Source organism: Gillisella vitis (genome assembly GCF_001541345.2).
GTDB lineage: Bacteria > Pseudomonadota > Alphaproteobacteria > Rhizobiales > Rhizobiaceae > Allorhizobium > Allorhizobium vitis.
In genome coordinates this window covers 136085-156920 of sequence record NZ_LMVL02000009.1, presented here as the reverse complement: position 1 = coordinate 156920, position 20836 = coordinate 136085, and the positions used below count along the sequence as shown (strand labels likewise).

Genomic DNA, 20836 nt, shown 5'->3' with positions numbered 1-20836 from the left:
TGTCATTATATATATCATGTTAATACGATATCTATATTTAGATAATGCTGTATCAATACAGGTTTACAAAACACATCTCTTCAGTATACCGATTTTGTAACAATATATTCAGGGATATTCGAATTGTCCCTGTTGGCCGCGATCTCGCTTCAGGACTATCATTCCCTGAATGCTGGTTAAACAGAAACTGTGTTTCAGCAGTAACGCCCGCGATCGGTTTGCTGCTGGGGGATACTGGGGAGCGACGTCGTTCGTTATACAACGCTACCGAATTCAATCACATGGCTAAGAAGTATCTGGTGATCCACGCACACCACCTCGTGACGGCGAGCTAAGTTAAAGACAGAATTTGCAGCAGCTCGACCATGAAATCGAGCACGCCATCTTTCGCCCTCCCATGCGAACTCGAGGCGACACGGGAGATCGATACCTTCACGAACGTCTGGAACACCGGCGATCTATGTCGCCTTGCTTTTTGTTTCTGCCGGAACCTGCCACAAAAACTTCAGTGTTTCAGTTGAAACCCGGTTTTTTCCAACATGGATTGCTAGGACAGCTCAATGCACCAATATGCCGTCCCAGAAAGAGGGCCAAGCATTGATGTGTAGATTTCTTGAATCAGCAAAAAACATGTTGATGAGACCGTGGCGCGTGTCGGTTAGACGGGAAAAGCCGTCGAATTCATCTTCGTGCACAATTGTCTATATCTGTGAGTCAGAGCTGCAGGTAAGAGATTGCGTGCAATTATGCATTGATCGGAAAGTCGACTATTTGATAGTCGACGAATTTAGCCACCATCGTTTTGATAGACATTCTGTTGTTGTCCGCAAGTATCGCGAGCTTTGCCTTGAGGTCGAATTTGCTGACTGTCTTGTTATTGTCCGTGACTTTTATGACAATGGAGTTGGCGTCCGAGGCGGCTGATTAGATGCATCTACAGATTGCGTTCGGTACAGCAGAGATCGATCATCATATAGAGCGAAGTCTCCGCCGTCTCAGCTCTTGCGCTGGTACGATGGCCACGAGAACCGGCGGAAGTCAAATATGCCCGTCATCAGGTCCGCCACCGCCAGTGCGCATCTCGCACGGAATGTAGGGCAAAGTCGAACATATATGCGATCGATATAAGCCTCTCATCCTGTTTGATTCGCGCACCGCCGGCCATTTTCATCTCCAACATTACTCCATCATGACGGTGCTTCTCGCATGGAAATACCAGGCGAGCGCTTCAGATTGTTCGGATGGCTGGGATGTTCGGCCAACCTGTTGCTGCTGTCATGGGCACCGGAGACGGCAATGCAGTTCATGCAGGCCTCGTCTTCTACCAAGGCAGCGACAGGGTTAGCGTTGTGTTTTGACCCTCCTCGCCTAATTCGCCTGCGATTACGGACCTGGCAAATCGCCGGCGGGCATGGCGGTGAATTTCCTCTATCTCGTCGCTCCCTGGCAACGCTGTTTGGCTTCGCTTCTCTCAGCGATAGTCCATCCATCTACACCATCCTCGGCGGCGCGATGGCAGTGCTAGGGACAATCATCGTCGCCCATTGGGAAAGATTTCATAACGGGCTCCACAAAATTACACATTGCCTTGGCCACGCCGGAAGAGCGGGCGCCGCATTGTCTGTGGCTCCATCTCCCCGTGATTTACTCAGACGCACGAAAGGTCGCGAGCACCAAGTCGCAAAACCTGGCCCCCATCAGATCAGGCCGCGTGTACCCAACCCGCCAGTCTTAAGAAGAGTGCGAGCAGGTCCTTCTAGGCGCGCGTCGAAGAGCGCATATAGTCATAGACCGCGCGTTCCTCGAGGCCTTTCCACCGACATCAATTCCGCTCGCGCATCGTCGTGGGCCTCTTTGATCGATCTGGCGATAGGCCGAACTTTTGCCATCACCTCGGTAGCGGAGATCTCATTAAACATAATGGGTTCCGCAACATTGAAGACCAAATCAGGAATATTCTCAATTTTACGGTTCAGGTCGTTCCCTGACAAACTCTCTCCTGGTTGGCCGTCGTGATGGGTATACGCTACGCCTAAGACTGGGCGAATTGCGACTTCATTTTGCATTTGCAATAGTTGCGCTTCACTTAGTTGTTCTCCATCCGGCAGTGTTGCTGCCTGCCGCACGGCATGACACAACAGTTTCGCCTGTGGCGCCAGGATCTTAAGGCGTGACGAGAATTTTTCTAAAGGTTCCGTTCGAACCACGTCCCTTGTCGAGCGATGGGATTTGCTAAAATTAGCTATATTCTCCGCGGACTCAACTGGATTGTCAGTCGCTAGACGTTTGGCAACTTCCGTCAGCACAAGGTCTGGCAGATCAAGCAATTCTGTTTTGTGGGGTACCTGTGCATCGTCGTTCCCAGATGCATCATGCAAACTCGAATTTCTCATGATATCGCTCCTTTGTTCATCAAAGGATAATATGCTACTCGGGTGGAGACGATTAAGAATTTTTCTGTTTCATTTGTAGTTTTACGGCACAATTGATCAGCTTCGGCATCATCAAAGCGTTGGTCTGGCCATCTTCCGACGCAGCTAAGAAAAAGATTACTGTTTTTGAATACTGAAGAGAAAAACTTATAAATTTAAGAGCAATCTGCGGTAGTCTGTCCGCTCTCTTTCTCCTGCGGTCAGTACTGAACAAACTGTTTGAAGATTAAGACATCAAGTTGTCGTCAACTGTCGTTTCTGTCATTCGCGCTTAGAGCCTTCAACGTTTAAGCAGACCTCCCCGTCGTCCCAGTCAGCACCGATGACACCTAGCAAAATGCCTTGTTGGTAGCGGCCACCGATAGGCAAACCAGCGAGGAGCGCTGGAAGGGTCGCTGTCAATCGGCCCTTTGATTGCGACTTAGTCAAGTCTGTTCTGTCCGTGCCGGGGTCATGGCCCTTTACTTTTACGAGAGTTCGGATGCCGCCCGTGAGGCAGTTTACCGGTTTAAGCGCGAGGCGGCCGAGTATCCTGAACATGTGTGGAAACCGGTTATCTCGTGAAAATTCAGATCCGCGCAATTTCGCCGAACGTGGCGCTTGTGTTACTAAATGAAGACATCTCGACGCTCATCAAAAGCTTCGAAATCATTGAAATGATCGACGACACAGAATAAGCTTGCTCCCGCCGGGGAGCACAATGGGCAACGCCACCACTAGATCGCGCAGCTTAAGCACGGAAACCAAACTATACAGCCATATCCGCCATCACACGATGATGTCGGCGCCTGACTTTGACCGCTGTCAGTTAACGACGACCTTGGGAATGAAGCCAAGAATACTGATCAGCGTGTTCAGGGCGCTCATCTGCGCATGCATTTCGATGCTCGCTTCAATGTATCGAATATGCTGTGGGCCGCCAGCTTCTTTTCCGGTTTTGTAAGTCTCCGGGAGAGCCTGGAAGAGTTCATCGGCTTTTTCCACCAACTGCCGGTGTGTCCGGATAGCATCGATCGTGATTGCTTCCAGGTCCGCCGGAGGTAGTCCACGCGTCAGCCCGATCAATGGGCGGAGCTCGACCCTATTCGTCACGATTGCATCTTCCAGTTCCATTCCTGACCTAACCCTGGTTAGTCTGCGGTACGCCCCCGCAAACGTTGAACCCTTTGAACCCTTGCCCGGGGGTTAGAATCCGAGATGAATCGGCCCTGCGACCTTTAGCCGGAGCCTGGACATACGTCACAGGCCCCCGGACACAAGGTCAGAGGGTTCCTGGCGCCATTCCGGTCAGCGCCAACCGTTCATCTGCGGATTCTAAGCCGCAACGCAGCACGTACTGCGTGCCCTCTTATAAGAAACATTCCAGAATGACGCCAGTGTCGATCGAAATCACCGCGGTGCAAATCTTCACATCCTGTCCTCGGCCAAAGATATTCAACACCATACAACGCCATCATGGGACAAACTTGTTCCAGCTTTACGACAAGTGGTGGAAATTCCTTCTCATGTGAGGCTGGCATCGCCTGCAGTTTGGCGAAACACACTATGTGGCCGGACCCAGCCGTAATGTACGCACTTTTCCGCTGCATGCGCCTCCCGAGAACAGCCCAATTGGCCAGATGCCAACATTTGTGCTAATGTGGGTTTGTGACAATATCCGGAGCTTGTTGTATGAGCCGACTGACAATCGATATTACCGACCAGCAGCATCAAAATCTGAAGGCCACTGCCGCTTTACAGGGAAAGACGATCAAGCAATATGCGCTGGAACGCCTGTTTCCCGGGGACGCGGATGGTGAAGTGGCATGGCAGCAGTTGAAATCGCTGCTGAGCGATCGCATCGGTGAAAGTCTGGCGGGAAAAGTGTCCACCCGTAGCGTAAGCGAGGTTCTTGACGAGGAACTGGCCAAGGATAGCCGCGGTTGACCACAACCTATGTTCTGGCGAATGGCGCGGAAGCGGACCTGCGCGGAATCATTCGCTACACGCGCAAACAATGGAGCGATGCGCAGGTGCGCCGATACATTACCAGGCTAGAGCAAGGTTTTGCCCGGCTTGCCTCGGGGCAACCACCGTTCAGAGACTTGGGCGAGCTTTATCCGACGCTCCGCATGGTCCATTGCGAGCACCACTACGTCTTCTGCCTGCCGCGCGACAACGAGCCCGCGCTGATTGTCGGCATTTTCCATGAGCGCATGGACCTGATGACGAGGTTGAGCGAAAGGCTGGGGATGACCACCACGTAAAACCAGGGTCAATCCTATGGTTTTCGAGCGCCAATCCCCGACAGATCGATGCGAATGTCGGAAGTGTTTGGATCGGACGGAGCGTCGTCCTGTTTTGCGTTTTCGGAGCCGTCACCGGCCGGAGCCTCATTGGTGGCCGGTTCAGCTCCGTCCTTTTTCACAGGCCCAGGATCGGCGAGTTTCATCTTTCCTGGATCTTCCGCTCGAAACACCGCCGTTCCTTCGAAGTATCCCGTCTGCCAGGCAATGATCGCGTCGTCGAACACTTGCGGTAGGACTTGCCTCTCGGTCGGATTGCCATACCATTTCGTGACAATCCGATAGACCTTGGCGAAGAGTGCCGTGCCCATGCGGATGTTCTCGCAAGCATCGACCAGGTCCGGCTTCAGCTGGCCCGCCTCCAGGATGCCGAGGCCGGCCGGATATTGTGTGATCCCGACGCGAACGGTATTGCGACCGAGGTTGTCTCTGATCAGCGCCAACGCTTCCTCCGCCGTCTTCGGCCTGGGCACCAGCACGACGCGGTTTCCGGAGCGAACCGTGACCGCCAATGGATCCTGCGACCCTGCCTGCTCGATGAACTGTTCGACGATCGCCGGCTTCAGGCCGGGATCGCTGCATTCCTTGATTAGGGCGGCATCGACCATCGCAAACAATTCCTTATCTGTTGAAAGACGTGACGACGGGCAGTCCGAAGAGTTTTGCCCAGGCCATCACGCTCACGTTTTGAATGGCGACGATCGACGTTCCCGCGGTCCACCATCCGTTGCCCGGGGCGACGATTACGGTGGGGGAATGCAGCATCGACTGCAGGACCGGCCAGAGGACAAGCTGTTCGTAGCAGATCAGCACGGCGACCTTCTGGCCGTCGTTTTGCACAACTGGATTGCCGAAGAGGTTGGCGCGGGCTCCACCGCCCTGCCCGGTCCATGCCCGCCATGGCTGCCACATGGACACCGGGACCGGCATGCGTTCGCGATAGAGAATTCGTGCCTCGTCAGCCGAAATCGCCACCATTACATTGTCGTAGCCGCCCGGATCGATGACGGCCGCGCCGGCGATCACAGTGAGCTCCGAGCCTTGCAAGCCTTGGCTCCAGAGCCTCGCGACGGTCGGCGTCCAGAAGCCCAATGCACTTTCGGGAAGAACGATGAACCGGGTTTTCTCTCCCGCAACCGCGCGCACCGTTGCGATCAGGTCACGGTGATCGTCAAGCGAGCCGTCTCGTCCGAGTTTCTGACCTTGTTCGAGGTCGACGCCCTTCCATCCCTCGGGTAGTTTCGGTGATGTCCACGTGGCAGTGGACCAGAGCCAGAATCCTCCCATGACGATGGCGACAGACCCAATCGGCAACCATGGCTTTGGCGAGGATGTGTTTTTCCACGAAGTCGCGAACTAACGCGATGTTCTGCTGCGGGGTGAGCTCCAGCGGAAGAGCGATTGTCAGGTCCCGGGCAAGTTGCGCATCAGAGCGCTTTTCGAAAGCCTCGACCTTGTTCCAGAAGGCTTCCGAAGCTCCGGCAACAGAGCGGTCAGCAATCAACGCGCGGACCCATTTCGGCGCGTCGGCCGGAAGCATGAATTCCTCATGCAGCAGCCCCTGTTTGCGGGTGTAGTCGATGGTGCGGGCCTCGCGCTCATATTCCATCTTCGCGCAGTGCCGATAGGCCGCAGACAGCACCACGCTGCGGCCACCGCCGCGGCTGACGATACTGGCTGCAAAATGGGCGATGGCCACGGCGTAAAACACTCCTGGTTCGAACCTCGTTCGTCGGAAGCGACAACCCTACGACGGCCCCGCCAGGGCCGTGGGCAAGCACGTCGCATCAGCGACGTATAATTGCGCCCTTGGATCCGCTCCTTCGGAACGGCGCCCTTGGATCCGCTCCTTCGGAACGGCGGGATCATCCTCCAAAGTGTCGGCTTTGCCGACGTGCAGATCTGCACATTCCTTCGGACGTGCTTTTGGGGAAATCTTGCAACGGAACAGACGCCCAAGATTTCCAGGGAGATGCGACCGGAATGAAGAAACCATCATCGAAGATCAGGGAAGAAATCGCCAGATTGCAGGACCAGCTGAAACAGGCCGAAACACGCGAGGCCGAGCGCATCGGGCGGATTGCGCTAAAAGCTGGGCTTGGGGAAATCGACATCGAGGAGGCCGAGCTTCAGTCAGCCTTCGAGGAAGTCGCCAAACGGTTTCGTGGCGGCAAGGGCTCGGCGACCGGAAAGAGACAAGCCGGAGAGAGCCGGACCGGTACCGAGCCGTCCGCGGCGCTCGCGTCTGGCGCGGATGAAGGCGGGTCTGGCGAGGCTTGAACGGATGGCAAAGTCGATGACGTCAGAAGCACGCAAGAAGGACTCCCGCGAAAAAATCGAGCTCGGCGGGCTGATCGTCAAGGCAGGACTGCGTTACGAAAAGCGGGCGCTGCTGCTCGGGCTGTTGGTCGACGGCGGCCGCCGGTTCAAGGGCGACGAAGAAGAGCGGTCACGCTTGACCGCCATCGGCGCGGAGGCCTTTGGTCGTGACGGTGAATAGAATTCTCCTCGCCGTCATCCCGGCCACAATCATGATCGCCGCGATGATGCTCATGCCGGGGATCGAGCGATGGCTGGCGGCGTTCGGAAGGACAGCGCAGACAAAGCTGATGCTCGGGCGGATCGGTCTCGCCCTGCCCTACATCACAGCGGCTGCGATCGGCACGATCTTCCTGTTCGCGGCCAATGGCGCTGCGAACATCAGGGCGGCCGGGTGGGGCGTTGTCAGCGGCAGCGTGGCGGCGATCTTCATCGCGGCGATCCGCGAGGCGGTCCGGCTTGCCAGCATCGCCGGCAACGTTCCGGGCGGACAGTCGGTATTCGCCTACGCGGACCCGGCGACGATGCTTGGCGCGTCCGTCACATTCCTTGCCGGCGTCTTCGCGCTGCGCGTCGGTCTTCGCGGCAATGCGGCTTTTGCCAGTTCGGCGCCGCGCCGTATCCGCGGCAAACGCGCCGTGCATGGCGAGGCCGACTGGATGAAGGTGCAGGAGGCGGCAAAACTTTTCCCCGATCCCGGCGGCATCGTCGTCGGCGAACGGTACCGCGTCGATCGCGACAGCGTTGCGGCTGTGTCGTTCCGCGCCGACGATCCGTCGACCTGGGGCGCGGGAGGCAAGAGCCCGCTCCTATGCTTCGACGGCTCCTTTGGCTCCTCGCATGGCATCGTCTTCGCCGGATCCGGCGGTTTCAAGACGACGTCGGTCACGGTCCCGACCGCGCTCAAGTGGGGTGGCAGTCTCGTTGTCCTCGACCCGTCGAGCGAGGTCGCACCGATGGTATCGGAGCATCGCCGCAAGGCTGGCCGGAAGGTGATCATTCTCGATCCCTCGACGTCAGGCGTGGGCTTCAATGCGCTCGACTGGATCGGGCGACATGGCAGCACGAAAGAAGAGGACATCGTCGCCGTCGCAACGTGGATCATGACCGACAATCCCCGCTCGGCCTCTGCGCGCGACGACTTCTTTCGGGCGTCGGCCATGCAGCTTCTGACGGCTCTGATTGCCGACGTCTGGCTGTCCGGTCACACGGACGAGCAAGACCAGACGCTGCGCCGTGTGAGAGTCAATCTTTCCGAGCCGGAACCGAAGCTGCGGGCGCGTCTGACCAAGATCTACGAGCAGTCGGAATCGGACTTCGTGAAGGAGAATGTTTCGGTCTTCGTCAACATGACGCCTGAGACCTTTTCCGGGGTCTACGCCAATGCGGTGAAAGAAACCCACTGGCTATCTTATCCGAACTACGCCGCGCTCGTCTCAGGCGACAGTTTTTCGACCGACGATCTCGCCGAGGGCGGAACCGACATCTTCATAGCGCTCGATTTGAAGGTACTGGAAGCCCATCCCGGACTGGCGCGAGTGGTTATCGGATCGCTGCTCAATGCCATCTACAATCGAAATGGCGATGTGAAAGGTGGCGCGCTCTTCCTACTTGATGAGGTCGCCAGGCTCGGCTATCTGCGGATCTTAGAGACCGCCCGCGACGCCGGACGGAAATACGGCATCACGCTGACGATGATCTTCCAGTCCATCGGCCAGATGCGCGAGGCCTATGGCGGGCGGGACGCGACGAGCAAGTGGTTCGAATCCGCGTCGTGGATTTCGTTTGCCGCGATCAACGATCCTGATACTGCCGACTATATCTCGAAACGCTGCGGCGATACGACGGTCGAGGTGGACCAGACAAACCGCTCGTCAGGGATGAAGGGATCGTCGCGCTCACGTTCCCGGCAGCTCAGCCGCCGGCCGCTGATCCTGCCACATGAGGTGCTGCGCATGCGCGCTGACGAGCAGATCGTGTTCACATCGGGCAATCCGCCGCTCAGATGCGGACGCGCCATCTGGTTCCGTCGTGAGGATATGAGGACTTGTGTCGGTGAGAACAGGTTCCATCGTCCAGCCAAGGCGCAAACGATGCTGGAGTCTCGGCAAGCCGACCAAAAGTGACGACGAGAAGCTTCACAATAATCACACCGGCTCGCGACCAAGACGAATGGCCACTTCTATCGTGACCGAAAAATTGTATAGTTGACAGCGCTCAACAAAAGCTTCGTTGGAACTCTTGATCACACGGGGGAACGGCATGCGGTATTTTGAGGAAAACAACGGCCTGAAGGTTCGCGCCATCACCGGCACGCGTTCGATCCTTCTAGCATTCGATGCCGATCGGGACACGCGAAATAGCCTGAGAGGATTTTCGATCCGCCGCTCCGAATATCTCAAGAAACCCGACGGCGAAACGGTTACAAGCGTGAAGTGGCTCCAGTCGAGCAAGGTGTTCAGGACGGTCGAACCCAAGCCGAAGGAGAAGATCAACGGAAGATTCAAGATCTTCCGGACGGACAAACACCCGATCCAGAAATTCTTCTGGTCGGATTATGGAGCGGAGCCGAGCACCGATTATCAGTACGAGATATTTCCCGCCTATGGTCCGGTAGGCGATCTTCAGCTTGATAAACATCGTATGATCGCGCTGAAAATCCGGACAGAAGACGAAGACGACGGCAAGCACGGAATCTGGTTCAATCGAGGAGCAATTGCGAGCCAGCATTATGCACGCGAGTTCGGCAATATCCCTCCGACAGAAGAAGAAGTGCTTGACCTCAACAATATCAAGACGCGGTGGCTCTCGCGTGGGCTACTCGAAGCCTGCCTTGCCTATATCAAGGCACCCAAGAAAGGGGAGTGGCTTCACGCCTGCCTCTACGAGTTCAGCTATCAGCCCATCATCGATGCTTTCGACGATGCGCTGAAGAGAGGCGTCAACGTTCGAATTATCTATCACGCCACCGAGGCGAACAAGAAGGCGATCGGCACGAAACTATCCGGCAAAGATGTCCTGATAGAACGGACACGACCTACCATTCCGCACAACAAATTCATCGTCCACTCTTCGAAATCCGACAAGCCACTGGCCCTCTGGACGGGCTCGACGAACATTACCATGTCGGGTTTTTTGGGACAGTCCAATCTTGGTCACCTGTTCCGCGATCCAATGCTGGCTGATCGTTACAAGAAATACTGGGATCTGCTATCGAAAAACCCGACAGGCGCACCGGTTAGAAAAGAAACGAAAACCATCTCGCCCCAACCGCAGGAGGTTGTTGAGCCCGGCTCAATCTCCCCGATCTTTTGCGCGCGCGACGATCTCGCAATGCTATTCTGGTATGGTAACAGGATTCTCGACGCACGCGACCTTGCGATGTTCACCGTCGCGTTCACTGTCAGCCCACTTCTGATCTCCGCTCTGGCGCAAAAGCGTGATTGCCTGCGCATGCTGGTGATGGAATCGCGTCCACCGGCAGAATTGATTGCGGCCTTTCGTAAAGACGGTCGTGACCCGATGTTGACCACCTCCTATGGGGCGGTGCTGGGCAAGAAGAAAATCATGATCACGCTGCCGAACGGGAAAAAGACCACCAGAACCATCGACATCAAAAATTTTCCGCTCGGGGAATGGTTCTGGCGCGAGGAACACACCCGTGAGAGCGGCAACATCTTTTTCATTCATACCAAATACCTGATGATCGACCCGCTATCTGATGATCCCCTGATCTGCACCGGATCAGCGAACTTCTCCGCCAACAGCCTTCAGAACAACGACGAGAACATGGTCCTGATCAGAGGCAATACCCGCGTCGCCGATATTTATCTGACGGAGTTCCTCAGGCTCCACGAACATTTCTATTTTCGGGACGCGGCCAATAGTCAGGCAGGCAAGGGAAAGGACGCAGAGGGCGCGTTTCTCGAAGAGATCAAAGACTGGACAGCAGATGATTTTCTCCCCGGAACCTATCTCAACGCACGGCGCGAGATGTTCTTCCGGGACGCTCCAGGTTCGTGGGGCGAGCAGGCACAAGCCCGCGATCCGAATGAATCCGCCGTCATGGCCCAGCAACAGGCGCTCGAGGACAAGCGGAAGGCCGCCGAGAAGCGACGAGCCGCCAAGCAAAGCTGAGCGTTGCCGATCGATAATGAGAGCTGCATGCGCAGTTTTGCCGATTGACTTGGGTGAGCCAACCAGAGTTGGGTGACGAGAGGATCGTGACCCGCATGGGACGGAACTGCTGAGCGGGTTCGGTGCGCTCGCGCATAGAGCCAGTGCGGCGAAGTCGCCTCGCCCATTCCCGATCGAACTCATCACACAGATGAATCGATACTTCCTGATTGATTCAGAATCGTCATTGGACGCTCCCTCCAAAGGAAGCGAGAATCCAGCCATGGAAAAAGACGCAACTGGCCTGGTTCATCTTCACCGCATCGATACGACGCAGAACATGCGGCGCTTCTATATGCTTGCGATTCAGCCAACGCTCTTCGGCGGCGCCTCCGTCATTCGTAACTGGGGCCGGATTGGATCGAGCGGGCAGACAATGGTTGATACCTTCGATAGCGAAGAAGATGCGGATACGGCACTTGCACGCATCGAGCGCACAAAGAAGCGACGGGGCTATATCAGCGTTCAGCCCAGCGAATAGCCGGCGCCCGCGATCCAAACCCGAATTTTCCTGTGGTTTTCGCCATTCTTGCAGCAAATCCAGCTTTTACGCCCCTATCCCCGCCACATCTTCGTTGTCATACCAGAAGAACACCAATCGATAGAGGAGACTATTCTTCCATGACCACCACCAACGAAATCGCCGACAAGATCGCGTCCGAACAGAACCTGACCAAGGTTCAGGCGAAGGCCATCGTCGAAAGCGTCTTCAAACAGATTGCGGACGCAGCCCAGGCTGGCACGGAAACATCCATCCCGTCCTTCGGCAAATTCAAGGTCAAGGAAACCCCGGAACGAGACGGACGCAATCCGGCGACGGGTGCTACGATCAAGATTGCGGCGTCTAAGAAGCTGACATTCACGCCAGGCAAGGCGGTAAAGGACGCGCTCAACGGCTGACGTCCCTGTGCTGCTGGTTCGGTGGCGTTTCCTTGACGTTTTTGAAAGAAGACGCCGCAGGTCGGGAGGCGATGGCGGGGTCAAGGATCGCGAACGCGACTCACGGAGCCGGGAGTGGAGAGCCGAAATGCGCTGGCATTTTGGGGGTACCGCTCTCCTTGATGCCGGCATTGGCTCCCGGCACCATGGGTCGATCTGATGGCACCAGAAAAGTCGGGAACGGGCTCGATACCCGCGACCGGTTTATCTGTCGCAAAGAGAAAGAGCCCCGCCTTGTCTAGCGGAGCTCCTCGGTGGAAGCTCAGGCCTCCCGCTTCGGTCGGTTCCAGATAAGGGCGTAGTCGCCTTCCTTCTCGCTCGGCCACAGGGCTGCGGTGATCGGGGCGTTGAAGCTTGGATCGTCCAGCTTGACCGAGATGTATTCCTCGCCGTCGTTGGAGACCGCCTTCCAGCCTGCACCGGAGCCGTTGCGGGATGACGATCGAGACGAAGTCGTCCTTCGGTCACACCAGATCCATCGAGGTCCGCGCAAGTGCGCCCAGTCCGGGACCGGATGGGTACAGTTGCGAAAAAAACATCGGCGAATTCAAGACCGATCCGCCACGGTATCGTCTTTGGCCTCGGGGCTCTTACCATGTCACGGCTGTGATCCTACCAGTCCCGTCGATGAGCTGATCGCAAGTCGGGCCGGTTTCTTTATGAAACTCCCGTGGCGGCCTTGCGGAGAAGGACAATAGACACGACAAAGCATCGAATCGGAATTTCTTGCGTTCCCTTTCATGCACATGGTTTCGCGCCAGACCAAAGTGACAATAACTCTATTAGGGGTAAACAATCTATTCTCGATGGTCTATAGGACGTTTCAACTCCAAGTCTTCTCTGTTCCGAGATATTAATGATCCTCTTTCATCATACTTCCGTTTCCCTCGCTGAGGGGATTTTGGCTTCTCAGCTCAACCTAGGTCACGTCAAGAGACGATCTGGAGAGCCGTTGCGCGATGTCGTTTGGCTGACAACCGATGAAAGCCACGAAGGTCATGGGCTGACGACAGGAGAACAACTCGATCCGGTTCATCGTCCGTATGTCGAAAAGGTAGAGCAAACGAAGCTCCGCCAGGGTCGTGTCTGGACGGCTGATAAGACGCGCATCAGAATTAAGGTCAAAATTCCGACTCGGGATCGCAAGCTTTACAACTACTCCGCCTGGTCCCGAAAAAATGACGGTCCGAAATTCGCGAAGCTCATGGGCCTTTCCTGCGTTCAGACCGTCGCCGGTCTGAACGCCTCGGAGCTGGAAAGAATGATGTCGATGACAGCAACGAAGGAAGAGACATGGTTTCTTTCGTTTCGGCCCATTGTTCCCGAGGAATTTGAAGAAGTATTATACCGGACCGAAGACGGCTACGTGCCTTATGACTTCGAACAACACGGCCGTCGCGAGCTTGAGGCGGTTGGAATTTACGCCGCAGACGAAAAAGCTCTCTCCGAATTGCGCGATCTTCTCGGTTCTCGGCACAGATATGACCGCGCCAGCGCCGTTGTGACCTGCGCCAATCTTGCAATGCCAGCAAACGTTGTCGTTCGCGGCGGAGGAATCAACGTGGCATTCAACCTCGTGACCCTTAGAGTGCTCGAAGGTAGTTCCGGTCGATATGGGGAAGAGATTGTCGCCTGGATCGAGCGGCATCTCAATGACCTAAACGAGGCTTGGGAGAAGAGCAGGACGCAGCTCATCAGCAATTCGTGAAATCTGGTCAACAGCGACCCGTTGCCGGTTCGCTTGGCGTTCTCTGTTTAATCGCTAATCATGGTGAGCAGTTGCGTCATCCCACAATCGCCACAGTCGTCACTCCGCAGTCGAAGTCGGTCAACCAGTCCGACGCTTTCCTTGCCAGCAAACACAATCAGCTCAACCTGTTCAACTCGCTCGATCATCTGGTTACCGATGAGAAGAAACTCAGCGACAGCGAACGTGGCGCAATCGAGCACCATATCGTAAATATTCGCGCGGCGATGGCCCGATTGTTATGGTCCAGGGAGATCTATGTCGGAACGTCTCTCCTGGATGAGCACGTTTTCGCCTGCGCCAAGCAAGGTGGTGGTGGTGTTCCGGCAAAAATCCTGAGCGGTCTCGCGTCGGCCGGGATCGAGCGCCCGGGGTTCGTACTTTACCCGTTGACCAGCTTCGGCATGAAGATGGAAACGCTGCCGTGGATGAATTCGGGACTAAAAAGCCACATCGTGTTTCGAACTCCGGGTTTGCGGTCAGCGCCCAGACCAATTCCGTTGCCCGGGCTTATGATCGACTGGTCGAGATGGCGCGTGGTTTGGGCATATGCCAGTGCATAGAGCGCAGCGGCATCGAGCATTTTTTTCATGCTGCGCAGTGGCTCAAAACCAACCCCTCGATGTTGGTCAGACTGACATCGCACACAGGGGATATGTATGAGAACCAGTTCGTTTACAGGCTCAATATCCGATCTGCTGCGTCGGCACTGTTGATGCTTCACGCGTTGTCGGTTAAGCGCGATGGCACCATCGACAAGTTCAGTTCGTCGGCACACGTCAACAACTGGGAAACACTCGATATTCGTCACTATCTGATCGGGGAGGGTCGGCCTTTGCCAGATGCTTCTGCAGCCTCCTCGCTCGGCTCTCAATCACCCGGCTACCGACCAGCGATCCCGTCCGCAACTTGCTCGGCGACACCTGATCAATTGCGAGTGCTCCTTAAGAGGATTGGCCTTTTCGTCCTCGATAATGCTTGCTATATTAAACGAAAGATTGGAGCAGACATGGCAAAAGTCGTCGTCAAAAAGCTTGGTGGCCCAAAGTCCGGAGTGCGTGGCAAGGCGGTCACGGAGAAACGAGTTCGCGATTCGAGTAGCGGGCAGTTCGTCACCGTGCGCACGATCGACGCGAAAAGCCAAACATTCGGACAAGATCTTACCTATGTATTTAGCAAGAATGTGGCCAAGGCGCGCCGTGACAACAAGGCTGTGACTGGCGTCGTCGATCGTGCTCCTGCAAAAGCTTGAACAGCCCGTCTTTCTGATCGTCGCTGGACCGAACGGATCCGGCAAGAGTAGCGTCTACGCAAATGCGGATCTCGAATTGGAAGGGCGGTCCGTATGGATTGTCAATCCGGATCTTCTAGCCGCCCGGATCAGTGAAGTGGAGAAGGAGCCACTTCCCGAAGCCAACTTGGTTGCAGTTCAGCGCATCGAAGCGTGGATCCAGTCATCCATAGCCGTTCATAAAACAATCGGTGTCGAGACCGTATTATCGACGGATAAGTATCGGCGTCTGGTTGAGGCAGCTGAAGCTTTGGGATTTGCCGTATGGCTTTTCTACACCGTTTTGGACAGCCCGGAGCGGTCGATCGAGCGTATCAAACTTCGTGTTGCGAAGGGTGGGCATGACGTGCCTGCCGATAAGGTGCGTGCACGCTACGTAAGATCTCTCGCTCAACTCCCTTGGTTTCTCGAACGAGCTGACAGAGCCTGGATTTGGGACAACAGCGGTGCAACGCCAAAGCTGATCGGCGAAAAACAGGATGGTATCATTACTCTTGACGAGAATGCCCTTAGCGTCATCTCGTCTGCTGTGCAATCTATCGCGACTGAGTGAATAGCGCGCCGCAGCCACGCGACTTTGTTGCAGCTTCCTTTCACTGAAAAGAGCCCCGCCTTTCGGCGGAGCTCCTCGGCGTGGATCAGGCCTCCCGCTTCGGGCGGTTCCAGATGAGGGCGTAGTCGCCTTCCTTCTCGCCCGGCCAAAGGGCTGCGGTGATCGGGGCGTTGAAGCTCGGGTCGTCCAGCTTGACCGAGATGTATTCCTCGCCGTCGTTGGAGACCACCTTCCAGCCGGCGCCGACCTCGACGCCGTTGCCGGCGGTGATGCGGAAGTCCGGAGCGTCGCGCGAGACGCGCTCGATGGGGTTCAGGCGGGCCTTCATGCTGACGGTGAGCGTGCGCACGTTGCCGATGATCGAGTTGTTGCCGTTGGTGGTGAATTCGCCGATGACTGCCATTGTCGTAACCTTTCCGGTTTGCTCGGGTCGCGCCCATCGCGTCCTCGATGACGGTGTTAAGACCGACGGCGATCGACGCCGCACCGCTGGCGGCCGGAACGAAGTGGAGGACGGCCGGGAGCGGCTTTCTTGGCCCGCGAGGAATGCGAACCTGTTCGCAGGGGAAGAAAGTTGCGTATGGCCGTTGCGGCCAAGGCGATCGAGACGAAGGCGTCCTTCGGTCACACCAGATCAATCGAGGTCTGCGTGGGTGTGGCCTGTCCGAACCGGATCGACCACGACATGCCGCGAGACCAATCGTTGAACTCACCACCAGCACGCCGCTGGCACAATCGTTTCGGGACCATGCTCACACCACGTCACGGCTGCAGACCTGCAGTTCCCTTCGACGCCATCGCCGATGGGTGCGTCTGCACTACCGACTGTTCGACAGCAGAGCCATCTTCGACTGGATGGTGTCTCCTCCCAACCGGCAAGGCCTCGGCTATGCTGCAATCGCACTCGCCCTCAGCGCCCCACACCCCAACGGCTGGTCAGCATGGAACATGTCCCCCGCTTCAGGAACTGACTGGGCCGGCGTCTTTCACGGCAGAGTTCCACCATATGGCGGTGCCTCTTCCGCTCCAAATGGAGCGGATCCGTCACCGCAGCGCCAGAAGGCTGCCCTAGACGCCACACATGCCTTCGCATTCGATGGGCCAGAGATCGAGTTGGCCATGATCGGCGGCCGTCGACAGGTCGGCTTCGTCAAGAGGAACACATGAGCGATGAAGATAAACTTCGCCACGGATGCGTCGAATGCCGGTCCGCAGTGCTCGATCGACTATCACCGCTTCTGCCCAGGCTTCCGGATCATGATCACGCATGTGGCGCCAGCGTCCTTTATCGTGAAACGGGCATCCGATGCAGGCCGATTTTGGGGGCGTCGGATAATCATGACGGCGCAACCAGGCCAGGCAATCGCGCCTGCTCATGCGCTGTTCGATCAACGGCCAACGATTGATCTGCCAGTCCTCGAATGAGGGTTTGATCCGGCTGACCTCGTCTGTCGAAATGCCAATCCACTGCTCCGCGACCGCATGATCAGGTGATCGCTTGCGCCTGAGGCCCGAACAATTCCGGGACCTTCCTCCGGATCGGCACGATCTTGTAATCCGCAGTGCAGGCCCTGCGCATCATGCCGATCGATACGGTCTCGCGCGATGTCGCGCGGGAACCGATCTGGACGAGTTCGCCGTCGTCGTCCTCATCGAGAACCGGTCGTGCGCTCCCGGCTGGCGTCACGGTTTTTGCAAAAGCCGGAATCGAAGCCCACCGTTTGCCGGCGACGGCGTCCATGAGATTGTCGCGAATATTGCCGGCCGACACCACATGGATCGGGAACGGAACGACATTCGGCGACATCAACCATTCAAGATGATCGTAGACGGCTTTTGGCTCCCAACCGGTATCGGCAAAGATCGCGCAATCGGGCATCGGCCCGATCTTACCATGCGCTGCCATCAGCGCCATGGTGGTGGACTGGACGCCGGCGCCGAGCGAAAGCGCCCGCAGCCGGATCGGCGAGGACGCGCCCTCCCCGGTAAAGTTCGACACCTGGAGCATCAGGCCGCCTCCTGTCCGGAGGCTGCCTGCGGCTGAAGGTCGTGCAGATAGGCGACAGCGCGCTGCGCATGCGCCGCCGCATTGAAGATCGCCCGCTTGTCAGAGCCGAGGATCTCGGCCCAACTCTGGATATAGGCGGCATGATCCGGGCGCGGCTCCAGCTCCGGCACGATACCCAGATCGGCGCAGATCATCGCTGCCCCAAGCTCCACCAGCATCTCTTCGAAGGCCCTCTCGCGGCGATCCTTGTGATAGCGGCTCAGGTCCCTGTTCAGCCGGGCAGGACCGCCCGCCCAATGGACATTATGCCGATATCGGCATAATGTCCATTATGCCGTAAGTCCGATTATGCCGCATGGCCAATTTTCAGCGCGGAGACTTTCCCATTCAGCCATGCGGCGGTTCGGCATAATCAGAGCGATTCAAGGAACGCGAGCAGTTCGTCGTTGGGTCGATACCGCCCTAGATGGGCCTCCGGTCTCGCGACCTGAGAAAGCGCCTTCTCCTTCAACCGCATGTCGGCGTGGATGTAGATCTGGGTCGTTTCCACGGATTCATGACCAAGCCAGAGCGCGATCACGGATTGGTCGACGCCGTGATGGAGCAGTTCCATCGCGGTGCTATGCCGCAAGGTGTGCGGTGTAACCCGTTTGCTTGCCAGGCTCGGGCATGCTCGGGATGCCGTGAGGCAATGCTTGCGCACCAGATGTTCCAATGCATCACGACTGAGCCGTTCGCCCCGGATCGAGGGGAACAGGGGACTGTCGCTGTCACTACGCTCCCCAATCCAACCCCGGATCAGCTTTGCCGTATCGCGACGGAGAGGCGTACTACGCTCCTTTCTCCCCTTGCCGATACAACGGATGTGGGCGCCGTCTCCCAAAACCACGTCCTTACAGCGCAGACCGATCAGCTCGGATGCCCGCAATCCGGTCTGAAGCGCAAGCAACAGCAGGGCGTAATCGCGGCGCCCCACCCACGTCGTCCGATCCGGCGCGGCCATGAGGGCTGCTATTTCGTCTGCGTCGAGGAACGTCACGCTTCGCTTGACGTATCGTTTGCTTGGCATCGAGAGAATGCGCTGGCAATGGAGAAGCCAGGTCGGATCGGTCATCGCAACGTATCGGAAGAATGAGCGGATTGCGGCAAGGCGCGTATTGCGGGTTCGTGCCGTGTTACCGCGCGCCGTCTCGACGTGGGTCAGGAAGTCGGCGACAAGATCGGCGTCAAGATCTTCGATCGTCAGCTTCGTGGGCGGCTTTCCACGCCGTGAGCCAGCGTAGCGTATCAGCAACCGGAATGTATCCCGGTAACCGGCGATGGTGTGGGGACTTGCCTCCATCTGTGTGCAGAGCCGGTCAGTGAAGAAGCGTTGGATCAGCGCGGGGAAACTGCTCGCCTTCATCGAATCCCCTCCGCTGCGCTTGCTATGCGGGCGGAAGCCAATTCCAGCAATTCCGGAACCGCCTCCAGGTACCAATAGGTATTGGCGGGGCTCGCGTGACCGAGCCAAGTCGTGAGTTTGATCATCTCGCGCCCGACATCCTGGCCGGAACGATACCAGTTTAGCAGCGTCCGAACCGCGAAGGTGTGACGAAGGTCGTGAATGCGTGGCCCGCGCCCATGGCGCTTGTAAGCCTGCCTCGGCCTCAAACCAATCTGTTGGCAGACCAGCGCGAAGTTGTAGCGGGCGCCGCAATCGCCGAGACGATGGCCATCGCACGTGACGAACATAGGCTCTGATCTGTGACCTAATAGCCGGTCCCGTTCACGCCCGTAGGTCTCCAGTTGGTGCACGACGGTTTGATCTAGGGGCAACATTCGTTCCTTGCCGAGCTTTCCGAAGCGAACACGAAGGACGCCGGATTCAACATCGAGATCGGTCTGGTCGAGACGCAAGGCTTCGTTAATCCGAAGTCCGGTCACGGCGATCAGGCCGAAGAGCGTCGAACAGGTGAGACCGCGCATGCCGTAGACTGATGGCAACGTGCGGGCATGCTCGATAATCGCAATGATTTCGGCGTCGCTGTAAATGTGTGGATGTACACGTTGGACATGAGCAGGCACTAATCCCTGGGGCGGAACCTCGTGCCGAGGATCCATGCCGTGTAGCCAGAGGGCAAATTGACGAGCCACCCGGAAGCGAGTGCCTCGTGTTCCTGCACTGGCGGATGACAGGCTTTCGAGCCAACACATGATCAATCTGGTATCGACGTACTCGGCACCATTGCTGTCGGCGAAGGCGGAGAAGCGACGCAATATGCGTTCGTCTGTACTCAGGTCGGCACCCAGCCGCCTTCTCATACTGATGTAACGGTGCTGTTCAGCAATGAAGCTCATTGTGCTGCCTCCGTGATCGGCCAAGGCTGGGCGATGGAGCGCAATCCATCCGTGTCGAGCTTCGCATAGATCATCGTTGTTGCACGCGATCGATGCCGCAACAGATCGCCGATCTCCTCCAGCGAGGCACCGGAGCGAACCAAGTTTGTCGCAAGGCTGTGGCGCAGGACATGCGATCCGACATATGGTGTTGGCGGCTTCACCCCGGTTGCCGCGAACGCCTCCCGCAAAATCGAGTTGATGATCTGGCTATCCTTGAACGGGCGGTTCGGCGCCCGATGGCTCACGAACAGTGTGCGGGTTGTCGTCGAAGTCCGCTCCTCCCGCAGATACCGGCTGATTGCCTGACCGACGTCGGGCGGGATTGGCAGCCGGTCGTGACGTTGACCTTTTCCGCGAACGAGAAGCTCTCCAGCTCGCCAGTCGATATCATCGAGCTGGATCGCCATGACCTCCGGAGCGCGGATACCGAGCCTCGCCATCAACAACAACATGGCGTAGTCGCGGGCGCCTCGCCGCGGATTGGTCGCGACCGATGCCAGAACGGCCTCCACTTCATCGGGCGACAGATATCTCGGAAGCCTCTCGCCCCAGGGCTTGTGCACCCTGGGCACGCAGAGCGATAGGTTGGCGGTAGTGAGACCTTGGGCGAACAGATACTGGAAGAAGCCGCGCAGATGCGTGGACAACGTCTTGTCGCGGTAGGGCGTCTTGCGCGCGATAACATGCTCCATACCAGCGAGCAG

The 20836-nt window shown here is 57.1% G+C and carries 17 protein-coding genes and 7 pseudogenes; 11 read left to right on the top strand and 13 right to left on the bottom strand.

Annotation, left to right across the window (positions count from 1 at the left end; translation table 11 throughout):
- Positions 1 to 1784 precede the first annotated feature (1784 nt).
- The gene (locus ASB66_RS23835; protein WP_060716565.1) at positions 1785 to 2393 is read right to left on the bottom strand and encodes a hypothetical protein; all 609 of its coding nucleotides are present in this window, start codon (positions 2391 to 2393) and stop codon (positions 1785 to 1787) included.
- An 843-nt stretch (positions 2394 to 3236) separates the two neighbouring features.
- A complete protein-coding gene (locus tag ASB66_RS23825) occupies positions 3237 to 3545 on the bottom strand; it encodes a transcriptional repressor TraM (RefSeq protein WP_060716563.1) in 309 nt (102 codons plus the stop codon).
- Between the two features lie 558 nt (positions 3546 to 4103).
- Between ASB66_RS23825 and ASB66_RS23820 the strand changes: the two genes are divergently transcribed.
- Positions 4104 to 4358 carry an antitoxin gene (locus tag ASB66_RS23820; protein ID WP_060716562.1) on the top strand — a complete coding sequence of 85 codons (255 nt, stop codon included), beginning with the start codon at positions 4104 to 4106 and terminating at the stop codon, positions 4356 to 4358.
- Positions 4355 to 4678 carry a type II toxin-antitoxin system RelE/ParE family toxin gene (locus ASB66_RS23815; protein WP_060716561.1) on the top strand — a complete coding sequence of 108 codons (324 nt, stop codon included), beginning with the start codon at positions 4355 to 4357 and terminating at the stop codon, positions 4676 to 4678. The genes ASB66_RS23820 and ASB66_RS23815 overlap by 4 nt, the downstream gene beginning before the upstream one ends.
- A 14-nt stretch (positions 4679 to 4692) precedes the next feature.
- Here ASB66_RS23815 and ASB66_RS23810 read toward each other — a convergent pair whose 3' ends face one another.
- The 3 genes and pseudogenes from ASB66_RS23810 to ASB66_RS23800 form a co-directional block, all read right to left on the bottom strand.
- Positions 4693 to 5325: a TraH family protein gene (locus ASB66_RS23810; RefSeq protein WP_060716560.1), complete on the bottom strand. Its 633-nt coding sequence runs from the start codon at positions 5323 to 5325 to the stop codon at positions 4693 to 4695.
- Positions 5326 to 5338: 13 nt separating this feature from the next.
- A pseudogene (locus ASB66_RS23805) lies at positions 5339 to 6019 on the bottom strand (conjugal transfer protein TraB); the annotation flags it as partial.
- Positions 6000 to 6416 (bottom strand): annotated as a pseudogene (locus ASB66_RS23800) (MobA/MobL family protein); the annotation flags it as partial. The pseudogenes ASB66_RS23805 and ASB66_RS23800, both read right to left, overlap by 20 nt.
- A 284-nt stretch (positions 6417 to 6700) precedes the next feature.
- Here ASB66_RS23800 and traC point away from each other — a divergent pair.
- The 6 genes from traC (at position 6701) to ASB66_RS23770 (ending at position 12112) form a co-directional block, all read left to right on the top strand.
- A complete protein-coding gene (traC, locus tag ASB66_RS23795; protein ID WP_060716558.1) occupies positions 6701 to 6997 on the top strand; it encodes a conjugal transfer protein TraC in 297 nt (98 codons plus the stop codon).
- Positions 6972 to 7217 carry a type IV conjugative transfer system coupling protein TraD gene (gene traD / locus ASB66_RS23790; RefSeq protein WP_114386963.1) on the top strand — a complete coding sequence of 82 codons (246 nt, stop codon included), beginning with the start codon at positions 6972 to 6974 and terminating at the stop codon, positions 7215 to 7217. Before traC ends, traD begins: the two co-directional genes overlap by 26 nt.
- On the top strand, positions 7204 to 9162 hold the full coding sequence (traG, locus tag ASB66_RS23785) for a Ti-type conjugative transfer system protein TraG (protein WP_060716556.1): 1959 nt from the start codon (positions 7204 to 7206) through the stop codon (positions 9160 to 9162). The genes traD and traG overlap by 14 nt, the downstream gene beginning before the upstream one ends.
- Before the next feature lie 136 nt (positions 9163 to 9298).
- Positions 9299 to 11173 (top strand): phospholipase D-like domain-containing protein, encoded by a 1875-nt coding sequence (locus tag ASB66_RS23780; RefSeq protein ID WP_060716555.1) that lies wholly within the window; start codon positions 9299 to 9301, stop codon positions 11171 to 11173.
- Between the two features lie 262 nt (positions 11174 to 11435).
- Positions 11436 to 11693 (top strand): WGR domain-containing protein, encoded by a 258-nt coding sequence (locus ASB66_RS23775; protein ID WP_060716554.1) that lies wholly within the window; start codon positions 11436 to 11438, stop codon positions 11691 to 11693.
- A gap of 140 nt (positions 11694 to 11833) precedes the next feature.
- Positions 11834 to 12112, top strand: a complete 279-nt coding sequence (locus tag ASB66_RS23770; RefSeq protein ID WP_060716553.1) for an HU family DNA-binding protein — start codon at positions 11834 to 11836, stop codon at positions 12110 to 12112.
- 301 nt (positions 12113 to 12413) lie between these two features.
- Here the strand turns inward: ASB66_RS23770 and ASB66_RS23760 are convergent.
- A pseudogene (locus tag ASB66_RS23760) lies at positions 12414 to 12572 on the bottom strand (DUF736 domain-containing protein); the annotation flags it as partial.
- A gap of 531 nt (positions 12573 to 13103) precedes the next feature.
- Between ASB66_RS23760 and ASB66_RS23755 the strand changes: the two are divergent.
- The 3 genes and pseudogenes from ASB66_RS23755 to ASB66_RS23740 all read left to right on the top strand — a co-directional run bounded on the left by ASB66_RS23755 (position 13104) and on the right by ASB66_RS23740 (position 15742).
- Positions 13104 to 13859, top strand: coding sequence for a DUF4160 domain-containing protein (locus ASB66_RS23755; RefSeq protein ID WP_234614006.1), 756 nt, complete (start codon positions 13104 to 13106; stop codon positions 13857 to 13859).
- Between the two features lie 71 nt (positions 13860 to 13930).
- Positions 13931 to 14736, top strand: a pseudogene (locus ASB66_RS26950) (hypothetical protein); the annotation flags it as partial.
- Between the two features lie 394 nt (positions 14737 to 15130).
- Positions 15131 to 15742, top strand: coding sequence for an ATPase (locus tag ASB66_RS23740; RefSeq protein ID WP_060716550.1), 612 nt, complete (start codon positions 15131 to 15133; stop codon positions 15740 to 15742).
- A gap of 85 nt (positions 15743 to 15827) precedes the next feature.
- Here ASB66_RS23740 and ASB66_RS23735 read toward each other — a convergent pair whose 3' ends face one another.
- The 7 genes and pseudogenes from ASB66_RS23735 to ASB66_RS23710 all read right to left on the bottom strand — a co-directional run.
- Positions 15828 to 16145 (bottom strand): DUF736 domain-containing protein, encoded by a 318-nt coding sequence (locus ASB66_RS23735; protein WP_060716549.1) that lies wholly within the window; start codon positions 16143 to 16145, stop codon positions 15828 to 15830.
- 221 nt (positions 16146 to 16366) lie between these two features.
- A complete protein-coding gene (locus ASB66_RS27060) occupies positions 16367 to 16492 on the bottom strand; it encodes a hypothetical protein (protein WP_267967336.1) in 126 nt (41 codons plus the stop codon).
- 318 nt (positions 16493 to 16810) lie between these two features.
- Positions 16811 to 17750, bottom strand: a pseudogene (locus ASB66_RS23730) (hypothetical protein).
- A pseudogene (locus ASB66_RS23725) lies at positions 17750 to 18052 on the bottom strand (zincin-like metallopeptidase domain-containing protein); the annotation flags it as partial. The pseudogenes ASB66_RS23730 and ASB66_RS23725, both read right to left, overlap by 1 nt.
- A gap of 110 nt (positions 18053 to 18162) precedes the next feature.
- Positions 18163 to 19155 carry a tyrosine-type recombinase/integrase gene (locus ASB66_RS23720; protein ID WP_060716547.1) on the bottom strand — a complete coding sequence of 331 codons (993 nt, stop codon included), beginning with the start codon at positions 19153 to 19155 and terminating at the stop codon, positions 18163 to 18165.
- A complete protein-coding gene (locus tag ASB66_RS23715; protein WP_060716546.1) occupies positions 19152 to 20090 on the bottom strand; it encodes a tyrosine-type recombinase/integrase in 939 nt (312 codons plus the stop codon). Before ASB66_RS23715 ends, ASB66_RS23720 begins: the two co-directional genes overlap by 4 nt.
- A pseudogene (locus tag ASB66_RS23710) lies at positions 20087 to 20836 on the bottom strand (site-specific integrase); the annotation flags it as partial. The gene ASB66_RS23715 and the pseudogene ASB66_RS23710, both read right to left, overlap by 4 nt.

What these genes read in the sequence shown, in the direction of transcription:
- traD (WP_114386963.1), top strand. Translation starts at nt 6,972, where the DNA reads ATGAAGGCGGGTCTGGCGAGGCTTGAACGGATGGCAAAGTCGATGACG.
- ASB66_RS23775 (WP_060716554.1), top strand. Translation starts at nt 11,436, where the DNA reads ATGGAAAAAGACGCAACTGGCCTGGTTCATCTTCACCGCATCGATACG.
- ASB66_RS23810 (WP_060716560.1), bottom strand. Translation starts at nt 5,325, where the DNA reads ATGGTCGATGCCGCCCTAATCAAGGAATGCAGCGATCCCGGCCTGAAG.
- ASB66_RS23715 (WP_060716546.1), bottom strand. Translation starts at nt 20,090, where the DNA reads ATGAGCTTCATTGCTGAACAGCACCGTTACATCAGTATGAGAAGGCGG.
- ASB66_RS23735 (WP_060716549.1), bottom strand. Translation starts at nt 16,145, where the DNA reads ATGGCAGTCATCGGCGAATTCACCACCAACGGCAACAACTCGATCATC.
- ASB66_RS23720 (WP_060716547.1), bottom strand. Translation starts at nt 19,155, where the DNA reads ATGAAGGCGAGCAGTTTCCCCGCGCTGATCCAACGCTTCTTCACTGAC.
- ASB66_RS27060 (WP_267967336.1), bottom strand. Translation starts at nt 16,492, where the DNA reads ATGGTCCCGAAACGATTGTGCCAGCGGCGTGCTGGTGGTGAGTTCAAC.
- ASB66_RS23825 (WP_060716563.1), bottom strand. Translation starts at nt 3,545, where the DNA reads ATGGAACTGGAAGATGCAATCGTGACGAATAGGGTCGAGCTCCGCCCA.
- ASB66_RS23835 (WP_060716565.1), bottom strand. Translation starts at nt 2,393, where the DNA reads ATGAGAAATTCGAGTTTGCATGATGCATCTGGGAACGACGATGCACAG.
- traC (WP_060716558.1), top strand. Translation starts at nt 6,701, where the DNA reads ATGAAGAAACCATCATCGAAGATCAGGGAAGAAATCGCCAGATTGCAG.
- ASB66_RS23780 (WP_060716555.1), top strand. Translation starts at nt 9,299, where the DNA reads ATGCGGTATTTTGAGGAAAACAACGGCCTGAAGGTTCGCGCCATCACC.
- ASB66_RS23820 (WP_060716562.1), top strand. Translation starts at nt 4,104, where the DNA reads ATGAGCCGACTGACAATCGATATTACCGACCAGCAGCATCAAAATCTG.
- ASB66_RS23770 (WP_060716553.1), top strand. Translation starts at nt 11,834, where the DNA reads ATGACCACCACCAACGAAATCGCCGACAAGATCGCGTCCGAACAGAAC.